This window comes from Mammaliicoccus stepanovicii (assembly GCF_002902525.1).
Classification (GTDB): Bacteria; Bacillota; Bacilli; order Staphylococcales; family Staphylococcaceae; genus Mammaliicoccus; species Mammaliicoccus stepanovicii.
On sequence record NZ_PPQZ01000067.1, the window covers coordinates 1 to 9,248 of the forward strand.

Here is a 9,248-nt window from a genome sequence, read left to right on the forward strand (position 1 = left end):
ATATTATATTCTTAGTCAAAAAAAAGCTTTGAAGTTACTTGAAGATGATATAAATAATAACCATGATGAAGATAATTCAAAACTAATGATTAAAGATATAAAAATTACGAAAGAGCAGTGGGAAAATTTACAAGATATAATAGATGAATTTTTGAATACTGTAGATAACGAAAAAAGTGAATACAATATTCAATTATGTATGTCTGCTATAATTGACTAATTTCCAGTTCTATAATATGCCTATTTTTTTATTAGTTTTACATTTTAAATACTTGAATTACATAAAAAAGAACATTCAGAATTAATAACAGTTGACGCAATTATTAATCTATCACCTCCCCCTAACATCGGCAAATGCTTTACAATGTTCCTTCTGATGTTCATTTAATATCTATTTGCTACTCAATAAATTTAGACAATATAATAATGCTTTCAGACATAACTCAAAAGAGTGCAATCCGTTGATAAAAAAAGGTTTGCACTCTTTTTCACACCCATTAAAAAATAAAAATGGCCAAATATCAAATACCTAGCATCTAGAAAAATTTTGAGAACAAGGTGGAACAAACTAAGTAATGAGCACTTTTTTATTAGAATTTATCATATCGATAAAAATTTGTGAAATAATAAAATGAATTCTTTAATTACTAACAAACAAATTATACATCACTTAATATTTGCAACATTCTGATAAATTTAGCCTTTTTAAATAAAAAATGTTATTCACTTTGTAAATTTTAACAAAGAAGTTGATTTTAATTTAAGTTACAATTAAGAAGGAAAAGTGTAAAGGAGCGAATATAAAAATGAGTGAATTAAAAATACCAAAAAGATTAATCATGACACCAGGTCCGGTAAGTGTTGACCCGCGTGTTTCTCAGGCAATGAGCAACTCTATTTTAGGTCAATTCGACCCAGACTTTACATCTATAATGGATGAAACAATGACATTAATTAGAAAGTCATTTTTAACTAAAAATCAATGGTCATTTCCTATTGATGGAACAAGCAGAGCTGGTTTAGAATCTGTAATCTCTAGTATCGTTGAACCAGGTGACCGTGTGCTTGTACCGATTATTGGTCGCTTTGGACATTTATTTGCTGAACTTGTACAACGTGTAGGCGGTATTGTACATACAATCGAATGTCCATTAGGTGAAGTATTACCACAAGAAGAAATTATTAAAGCGTTAGATATGGTAAACCCTAAAGTATTGGCAATTGTTCATGGTGAAACATCTACTGGACGTTTACAGCCTATTGATCAATTAGGGAAAGCTTGTAAAGAACGCGGTATATATTCAGTTGTCGATGCAGTTGCAACATATATGGGTACGACCATTCCTGTCGATGAATGGGAACTTGATGCTGTCATCGGAGGCGCTCAAAAGTGCCTTTCAGTCCCATCAGGCATCACACCTATAACGTTTAATGACCGCTTTAGTGAAGCTATTAACACAAGAAAACGTGTTGAAGAAGGCATTCGTACTGATGAAAAGACTGAAAGAGAAACATTCATCAAGAGTAATTACTTTGATTTAACACAACTCCAAGATTATTGGAGCCCTAAACGATTAAATCATCATACAGAATCAACAGTAATGGTATATGCATTAAATACTGGTCTAAAAATTGCTTTAGATGAAGGCGTTGAACAAAGAAGCGCTCGCCATGAATATCATCATAAGGGCTTAAAGAAAGCACTTGAAGCGTTAGGCCTTAAGATCTATGGTGACAAAGATCATGAAATGAAAATGGTCATTTGCGTTGAAATACCAGATGGTGTTGAAGCGAACCAATTCAGGCAAGAGTTGCTAGAACAATTTGGTATCGAAATCGCTGGTTCATTCGGTGAACTTAAAGATGCAATTTGGAGAATTGGATTAATGGGCTATGGTGTACAAAAACAAAATATTCTTACGTTTATATCAGCATTTTCATTATTATTATCACAACAAGGTGTTAAGGGTATTGATCCTACAAAAGCACTCAATACATTGATTAAATATTATGAACAAGCATAAATAAAAACACCTGAGACATCATTTGTTTCAGGCAGAATCAAACCGAGAAAATCATGATAAAAAGTGATTTTCTCGGTTTTTTTGATGCACACTGTTTATAGATAAATTCTGAATCAACTGTTGAGGTGGACGACAAAGTCTTGGAATAACTCAATGGTTAATCCACGAAATAAGCGATGTCTTGGAATAACTTAATAGTTAATCCGCAAAATGAGCAATGTCTTGGAATAACTCAATAGTTAATCCACAAAATAGGCGATGTCTTGGAATAACTCAATGGTTAATCCACGAAATGAGCGATGTCTTGGAATAACTCAATGGTTAATCCACGAAATGAGCGATGTCTTGGAATAACTCAATGGTTAATCCACAAGATGATGATAATAATAATCTTGAGCAATCATTCCCTATTCAAAATGCAAAAAGCAAAAGAAAATCAGATATAAATCTGATTTTCTTCTGCTTTTTTGAGTTTCGGAGACATTATATCCTAGACTTTTATTATTCGTAGTCTTCTATATATTTGTCCTTTGCTGCTTGTAACGCAAATATAAAGAATAAAACAGATATCACAAGTAATGAAATAATACCTACGTTCCACCCACCAAATGCATCATGTAAATATCCGATTAAGAATGGACCAATTGCTGCTATAAAATAGCCAATTGATTGTCCAAATCCTGATAAGGACATACTCCCTTTACTTGTTCTAGCACGGATTGAGAAGAATGTCATACATAAACTAAAACATGCACCCATCGCTAACCCTGCTATAATCATAGCGATTGCTAATAATGCAGTTGATTGAGTAAACAATAGACTGAATCCAATTAAGAACAATACAGTAACGATTGTTACTAGTATTTTTTGGTTTTTCATTTTAGAAGCTATAATTGGAAACATAAACGTCATTGGTACTTGTGAAAACTGATTCAACATTAAGAAATAACCAGCAGTCGATGGATCTAATCCTTTATCTATTAAGATTGAAGGCACCCATGCAACAACTGTATAGAATACCATTGATTGGAATCCCATTGTTAATGCAACTGCCCATGCAAGCTTGTTTCGTACAATATTAGGCTTTGGACCTTGTACTTTCGATTGCATTTCTTTAGTTGCTTTAATTTCTTCTTCTTTACCACCTTTAACTTGTGGCCACCAAAATATCAATGCTAATACTGTTAATACAATCCAAAATGACAATGACAGACGGAAACCTAATGGTGAAATTTGTGATAACGGATAACTTAATCCGCCACCTAATCCAGCTGTGAAGTTCATCGTTGCACTATAAATACCAGTAAATAGACCGATTTGTAGTGGGAATCTCCATTTAACATAACTTGGTAAACAAACATTTCCAAACGCAATGGCTATCCCAAGAATAATTGTACCTAATATAAATAAATTAATATCGCCTGCAACTCTTAATAATAGACCTACTATTAATAACAGTAGTGCATAAACAATTGTTCCAGACATCGTTAATTTCGTTACAACTTTAGATACAATCGGTGAAACGAAACCAAATATTAATAATGGAATAGTTGTTAAGAAACCAGCTAAACTATTATTGATTTCTAGCGTTGATTTTATAAGATCTACGACTGGACCAACAGATGTTAGTGGTGCTCTCAATGTAGAAGCAACAAAAATCATGCCCAATAAGATAATCCATATGTCTTTAATTCTATATTTTTTGATTCTTTCTTCCAAAACATCACTTCCAAATAATTTTTTAGGAAAATGGGCATAAGATCTAATCTCTTTTGCCCCAGTCTAGACTTATTAGACTTATTTTACAATGCGTGTTCCAGCTTTTCCATCTAGAGCATCAACAGCTTCATTTAATGAACAGATAATAGATTCTTTACCTGTTTTTGCGAATTCAATAGCTGCTTGAATTTTAGGAAGCATGCTTCCAGCTGGGAATTGACCTTCACTTACATATTGTTCAGCTTCTTCAACTGTAATTTGTTCGAGTTTTTGTTCGTTTTCTTTACCGAAGTTAATGTAAACATTTGATACATCCGTAAGCATCATGAACACATCTGCTTCGACTTGTTCAGATAATTTTAATCCTGATCTATCTTTATCAATAACTGCTTCTACACCGTTTAATTCACCGTCTTCTGAACGATATACAGGTATACCGCCTCCACCTGATGAAATAACAATTGTGTTATCAATTAATGATTTAATTTCTTCAACACCATGGATAACAAGCGGTTCTGGAGAAGGTACTAATCTGCGGTATCCTCTTCCTGCGTCTTCACCCATTACAAAGCCTTTTTCAGCTTCTAATTTCTTAGCTTCTTCTTCATCAAAGAACACACCAATTGGTTTAGTTGGATTTTCAAATGCTTGATCATCTTTATCAACTTCTACCATTGTTAATAATGTACTTACATTTGATTTGATATTTGCTTTGTTTAAATGATTTTTTAATGCCATCTCCATCATATAACCAATCATACCTTGTGATTCTGCATTACATACGTAAATTGGTAAAGGATGTACTGAATCTTTAGCAAATTCGTTTTGAGCAATGATATTACCAACTTGTGGTCCATTACCATGGGTAATAACGATTTTATGTCCTGCTTCTTTAATTTCGATCATTTTTTTAGTTGCTGACATTACATTATTAAATTGATTTTCATATGTAGCTTCTTGCTTAGGTTGTAATATTGCGTTTCCACCTAATGCTAGAACGACTCTTTTACTCATTTCTTCCACTCCTTATTTAGTGAGATATAAATACCGTATAAAGTATCCATTCCCGATGATGAGCCTACTGATTTCAGCTCTTCAATTGATTTCATTGACGCATCATGTTGTAATTTTGTTATTCTCGAACTAAACATCCCTTTAACTGCACTCTTTAAGAATGCTTCACTTACAACTGTAGTTAAAGATTGATGCATTAACGTTTCGATTGTTTTTAAATGTTCATCTAGAATAAAATTCTTCAAATTGTGAACATACAATATCCCCGTCAAAATATCATCACCTGTTGGCGTTAATCCTTGCCCTCTTCCAATAAAGTAACGTAAGTGTTTTGTAATATTCGAAGATTCAGTCGCTAACATATTTAACAGTTCATCGACTTGCTCTAAAGAAAAATCCGATTCATTATATTCTTCGAAAGATAGCTTATTTAGCTGTTCTTTAAGTAAAGTTATATTACATTGTTCAAAGTCATTTTCAATATTTAATTCATTAACTTCAAAATTCAATTTGATATCGTTCACATTTAAAGTATGATGTTTAACAAATAAAGTTTGACCAATTTTAATATTAGAAAGCATGATTTGTTTCGTATATTCATCAACAAGTAACCCAAATGGAAATCGTCCATTTTCGTCTGTACCTATAAAAATTAAATCTTGATTATCATTCAAAATATTGAAACCTTTTTTGAAAATACTATGCACATAAAATGTTTCGTGATTTCTCAATAAATCAAGTGCGACTTTACCAGCCGCACTTGCATTTAAAATCATTTATCAAAGCCTAATTTCTCAGCATATGCTGTAATTGCTTTTTCGAAACATTCAATTGGTGGGTGTACTGTACCCGCACCAATTTGGCCGAATCCAGCTACTTTATGTGCAATACCTGTATTGATTACTGGTGTAATACCAGTTTCTACTACTTTTCTTGCATCTATACCTAACACAGCACCTTTAAAGTTCCATGTAGGAATAGAGAAGTTTGGATTTTCACCGATTGTGATTTCAGTCATGTCATTACTTGTTTGTAATGCGTCATCAAAACCACCTGTACCAACAAATCGTGTAACAGCTGGCGCTGCGATCATCGCCATACCACCTACACCAATTGTTTCAGTGATAGCTGAATCACCCATATCTGGGTTAGCATCGTCTGCTGAATAGCCTGTGAAATATAATCCTTGTGGCGTATTTACCGGTCCAGTGAACCATTCATCGCCCATACCTGCAATACGAATACCAAATTCATGACCATTACGAGTCATCGCAGTTACAACTGTACCTGCTTCAATTTGTCTAGCAGCATCCATCATTGCTTTTCCAGTAGCCATAGCTACGTTTAAGAAGAATTGATCTGTGTCAGCTAAGAACTGAAGTACTTCAGTACGTTTAACATTATCAATATGATCTAATGAAGAGATAATCGGTGCTACATCACGTAAGAAAGCATATGATGCTGCGATGTTACGTTGATGGAACTCATCACCCATTGCAATTGCTTTAGCAATTAACACGTTTACGTTCATACCATCATCCATTGTACGGATAGCTTCACCTAATATTGGACCTAATACATCTTTCATCCAGTGTAGACGATTGATAACTTGTTCATTATATGCACCGAAACGCATAACAGCGCCAATACCTTCATTCATTTGGCAATAAGCTTCATTACCGCTTTCTCTATTTTCAACGACTAATACTGGCATGTTCATTGACGTAATACCGCCCATTGGACCAACAGTATTTACATGATGACAAGGAATCAATTTGATTTCGCCGTTTTCTAACATTTTTCTTGCAGATGCTTCGTCTTCTACCCATCCTTCGAAAAGAATAGCGCCTACACATGCACCTTGCATCGGATCTGTCATATCTTGATATGTCATTGGTGGGCCTGAATGTAGAAGAACATGTTCTTTAAGTTCTGGAATTTTCGTTTTAGCTGGCACAACATCTACTAAGAAAGGTGCAGCTGCAACCATCTTATCTATGACAGCTTGATTGGCTTCATCAATTGTTTTGAATTCCATTATACTGATTCTCCTTCATAATTATTTAAAAATTGTAATACTTTCATTAATTTTTCATTACCGCCTGCGATTGGTCTCCAATTAAATTGAACAACTTCTGAACAACTTTGTTCAATTGCTTCAGTAAAGCTCTTAAGACCAATATTGATTACACTTGGTTTCATATTAATTAAGTTCATGATTTTTTCGTCAACTTTAAGATCAACTTTAGTTGGTTCAAAAGTTTTCACTTCTAATACAGGTTGTTCAACTTTTCCACCTACTAATTCGATTGCTGTACGAACCATTTGATCGTTTGTATCACAAATAATAGCGCCAGCTTCACGTAATGTTTGTTGTTGTTGTTCATAACCTTGATGATCATGTTCTGTACCAACAACTGTTGCTAAAATCGCAATATCTCTACCTTGCTCTTGTACTTTAGCTTTAATACGTGAAATAGTTGGTGCAAGTTCATTAGCCATATCATCATGGCTTCCGTAACCGATAACGTTATCAATCATAATAACAGCTGTTGAAGCTTGGTCAGCTGAAGTTTCTAACATTTCAATACGTTTTTCTGGATCAATCATTGGGTGAGGTTTACCTTGAGTATACATATCGTCACCTAAGTCAATCACTTCATGATCTCCAGCTTTTAATGCAAATCCTTCTGCTTTATCACTGTTTACATTAAGTGCATCTTTAATAAGCATCGCTGCTTCTGACGCTAATGTACCACCAGAATAGTAACCTTTGATTGCTTTTTGTTCGTCGTCTAATTTTACTTCTACATCTTTAAGAACAGATGGTGTAAAGTTTGGTTCTTCTTTATTTGATAATTGAACAGATACACGAGCTGCTTCTTCTAGCGTATATGCATGATAAATGTTTGCTTCAGTATATTCAGGTTTGTGTCCTAAGAATAAAGTCACAATTGGTTTTTCAATGTTACGTAATACATTTAATACTTTATCTTCAACTTCTTTAGCTGGTGGCTTAGAAATAACAGTAATCACTTCTACTTTAGGGTCTTGATTTAATGCTTTAATTGAATCAAGCATTGTAATCGCACCAACTTCAGTAGATAAGTCACGTCCACCTGTTCCTATTGCGTTTGTTACACCTTTACCTTCACGGTCAATAATAGTCGTTACTTCTTGGATTCCTGTGCCTGAAGCACCAACTACACCGATATCTCCTTCATTTACAATGTTTGTAAATGCTAAAGGTACACTATGAATAATACCTGTACCACAGTCAGGACCCATAACCATAAGTCCTTTTTCATGGGCTTTTTGTTTAAGTGCTACTTCATCTTCTTTAGCAACATTGTCACTGAACATAAATACGTGCAATCCATTATTAAGTGCATTGTCAGCTTCCATAGCTGCATATTGTCCAGGAATTGAAATCATCGCTAAGTTTGGATTATTTGCTAAATCCATAGCTTTATTCCAATTATTAGCTTCTTTACTGCTTGAAGATTCGTCTTTTTCTGCATTGCCTTTTAATTCTTCATCCACAGCATGACTTACTTCATCAACTTTTGCTTCATCATCTGTATCTACTACGATGACAATATCATTTGGTTTTGCTTTTTCTAAATCATCTGTACCTAAACCTGAAGATTTAAATATATCTTTATTTGCCGGTGTTCCCATCATGATTGATACTTTATTCACACCATCAATTGATGATAATTTGTTTGATAAAAGCATCAATACAATTGAATCTTGATATGTGTTTTCTTTTATAATTGTATATAACATTTTTTCCTCCAACTATTATTCGGCAAATCTGTTTTTGCCGTGATATTTGTCAAAATGTACGTCATCAGAAATAAGGTAGTTGTAAATATCGTCAACTATCTCTATTCCTAATTCGTCATATTTTTCACTTCTTAGTTTTCCACGCTCACCAGGATAATAAATTTCTCCAAATCCTTCTGCAGCTGGTTGTGCTTTCAATTCATCTAACATTGTTGTGATTTGTTCTTTAAATTGTTGTAAATCTGTAAAGTATGCTGGATTAATTACAATGTGTAATTGTCCTAAATCTCTACCTTTTGTTAAGTCTTTATACATTGAAGACACATGTATACCGTGCGGTACGCCTAACAAGCTTCCAGACAGAATATCAACCATCATCATCAATCCGTACCCTTTAGGCCCAGCTACTGGTACTAAAGCATGTACGTCACGAGAATTCGTTGTAGGTTCACCTTTATCATTTACCGCCCAAGTGTCAGGGATGGACTCGTTTTTACTACGAGCATCTAAGACTTTTCCCCAAGCTTGAACAGTTGTTGCCATATCAAACGTTATGATGCGATCATCATTTGATGGCGCACTGAAAGCAATTGGATTTGTACCAAAGTATGGTTCTGTTCCACCAAATGGTACGACCATTGGATCTGATTGACACATACTTAAACCAACCATGTCTTCTTTAGCTGCCATTTCAACAAAGTA

Annotated in this window: 8 protein-coding genes; 2 read left to right on the forward strand and 6 right to left on the reverse strand. The window is 34.0% G+C overall.

Features of this window, described 5'->3' with window-relative positions:
- Positions 1–220, forward strand: a 220-nt coding sequence (locus CD111_RS12480; RefSeq protein WP_103268500.1) for a hypothetical protein, incomplete at its 5' end; no start/stop codon positions are given.
- 586 nt (positions 221–806) lie between these two features.
- Positions 807–2,024 carry a pyridoxal-phosphate-dependent aminotransferase family protein gene (locus tag CD111_RS09505; protein WP_095085431.1) on the forward strand — a complete coding sequence of 406 codons (1,218 nt, stop codon included), beginning with the start codon at positions 807–809 and terminating at the stop codon, positions 2,022–2,024.
- Positions 2,025–2,525: 501 nt separating this feature from the next.
- Here the strand turns inward: CD111_RS09505 and CD111_RS09510 are convergent.
- The 6 genes from CD111_RS09510 to allD all read right to left on the reverse strand — a co-directional run.
- Positions 2,526–3,743 carry a CynX/NimT family MFS transporter gene (locus tag CD111_RS09510; RefSeq protein ID WP_095085428.1) on the reverse strand — a complete coding sequence of 406 codons (1,218 nt, stop codon included), beginning with the start codon at positions 3,741–3,743 and terminating at the stop codon, positions 2,526–2,528.
- 78 nt (positions 3,744–3,821) lie between these two features.
- A complete protein-coding gene (gene arcC, locus CD111_RS09515; protein ID WP_095085425.1) occupies positions 3,822–4,757 on the reverse strand; it encodes a carbamate kinase in 936 nt (311 codons plus the stop codon).
- Positions 4,754–5,533 (reverse strand): oxamate carbamoyltransferase subunit AllH family protein, encoded by a 780-nt coding sequence (locus CD111_RS09520; RefSeq protein ID WP_095085422.1) that lies wholly within the window; start codon positions 5,531–5,533, stop codon positions 4,754–4,756. The genes arcC and CD111_RS09520 overlap by 4 nt, the downstream gene beginning before the upstream one ends.
- Positions 5,530–6,795: a YlbE family protein gene (locus tag CD111_RS09525; protein ID WP_095085419.1), complete on the reverse strand. Its 1,266-nt coding sequence runs from the start codon at positions 6,793–6,795 to the stop codon at positions 5,530–5,532. The genes CD111_RS09520 and CD111_RS09525 overlap by 4 nt, the downstream gene beginning before the upstream one ends.
- Positions 6,795–8,546 (reverse strand): acyl-CoA synthetase FdrA, encoded by a 1,752-nt coding sequence (locus CD111_RS09530; protein WP_095085416.1) that lies wholly within the window; start codon positions 8,544–8,546, stop codon positions 6,795–6,797. Before CD111_RS09530 ends, CD111_RS09525 begins: the two co-directional genes overlap by 1 nt.
- 15 nt (positions 8,547–8,561) lie before the next feature.
- The coding region (gene allD / locus CD111_RS09535) for an ureidoglycolate dehydrogenase (protein ID WP_103268501.1) at positions 8,562–9,248 on the reverse strand (687 nt) is incomplete at its 5' end.

What these genes read in the sequence shown, in the direction of transcription:
- CD111_RS09505 (WP_095085431.1), top strand. Translation starts at nt 807, where the DNA reads ATGAGTGAATTAAAAATACCAAAAAGATTAATCATGACACCAGGTCCG.
- arcC (WP_095085425.1), bottom strand. Translation starts at nt 4,757, where the DNA reads ATGAGTAAAAGAGTCGTTCTAGCATTAGGTGGAAACGCAATATTACAA.
- CD111_RS09520 (WP_095085422.1), bottom strand. Translation starts at nt 5,533, where the DNA reads ATGATTTTAAATGCAAGTGCGGCTGGTAAAGTCGCACTTGATTTATTG.
- CD111_RS09525 (WP_095085419.1), bottom strand. Translation starts at nt 6,795, where the DNA reads ATGGAATTCAAAACAATTGATGAAGCCAATCAAGCTGTCATAGATAAG.
- CD111_RS09530 (WP_095085416.1), bottom strand. Translation starts at nt 8,546, where the DNA reads ATGTTATATACAATTATAAAAGAAAACACATATCAAGATTCAATTGTA.